1 protein-coding gene is annotated in these 1,148 nt (G+C 68.5%); it reads left to right on the top strand.

Annotated features, from left to right (window positions below):
• Positions 1 to 38 precede the first annotated feature (38 nt).
• Entirely contained in the window at positions 39 to 1,148 is a 1,110-nt protein-coding gene (locus ACWCYY_RS40860; RefSeq protein WP_449798987.1) for an IS630 family transposase, read from the top strand.

Below are 1,148 nucleotides of genomic sequence, written 5' to 3'. Positions count from 1 at the left end.
CTAGTGTCCTGAGTCCTTGATCCGTCGTTGGTCAGTGCATGGGACGTCCTGGGCCGAGGCTGGCCGAGCTGGTGTTGTCGGATCACGAGCGGCAGGTGCTCGGCACCTGGGTGCGGGGCCAGTCCACCCCGCAGGCCCTGGCGTTGAGAGCCCGGATCGTCCTTGCGTGTGCCGAGGTCGAGCCTGACGGGCTGCCCCGCTCGGCCAGTTCGGTGGCCGCCTCAACCGGGGTTACCACGGAGACGGTCTCCAAGTGGCGGAGCCGCTTTCTCGTGGACCGCCTGGACGGCCTCGGCGACGCACCCCGCCCAGGCCGGGTCCGGACGGTCACCGACGAGCAGGTCGCCGAGCTGGTCCGCGCGACACTGGAGACGAAACCGAAGAACGCCACGCACTGGTCGACCCGCTCGATGGCCGAGCGGGTCGGCCTGTCACAGTCCACGGTCTCGCGGGTCTGGCGGGCGTTCGGCCTTCAGCCCCACCGGGCCGAGTCGTTCAAGCTGTCCACCGACCCGTTCTTCGTCGACAAGGTCCACGACGTCGTCGGGCTCTACCTCGACCCGCCCGAGCGGGCGTTGGTGCTCTGCGTTGACGAGAAGTCCCAGATCCAGGCTCTGGACCGCTCGCAGCCGGTGCTGCCGATGATGCCCGGTGTCCCGGAACGGGCCAGCCACGACTACCTGCGCGCGGGCACCACGACACTGTTCGCCGCCCTGGACACGGCCACGGGCAAGGTGATCGGCTCCCTTCACCGGCGTCACCGCGCCGCCGAGTTCAGGAAGTTCCTCGCCAAGCTGGACCGGGAGGTCCCGGCCGGCCTGGAGGTGCACCTGGTCTGCGACAACTACGCGACCCACAAGACCGAGACGGTCAAGAAGTGGCTGCTGACACACCCACGCTTCCACCTGCACTTCACGCCGACCGGCTCGTCCTGGCTGAACCTGGTCGAGCGGTGGTTCGCCGAGCTCACCAACAAGAAGCTCCGCCGCGGCGTCCACCGCTCCGTCCAGGCCCTCGAACGCGACATCCGCGCCTGGGTCGCCGACTGGAACACCGACCCCCGGCCCTACGTCTGGACCAAACCCGCTGACCAGATCCTCGAATCCCTCGCCGGATACATCCGACGGATCAAGGACTCAGGACACTAG

Source organism: Kitasatospora sp. NPDC001664, from assembly GCF_053596675.1.
The sequence above is the reverse complement of the archived record's forward strand: the minus strand, read 5'-3'. Positions and strand labels throughout refer to the sequence as shown.

What these genes read in the sequence shown, in the direction of transcription:
- ACWCYY_RS40860 (WP_449798987.1), top strand. Translation starts at nt 39, where the DNA reads ATGGGACGTCCTGGGCCGAGGCTGGCCGAGCTGGTGTTGTCGGATCAC.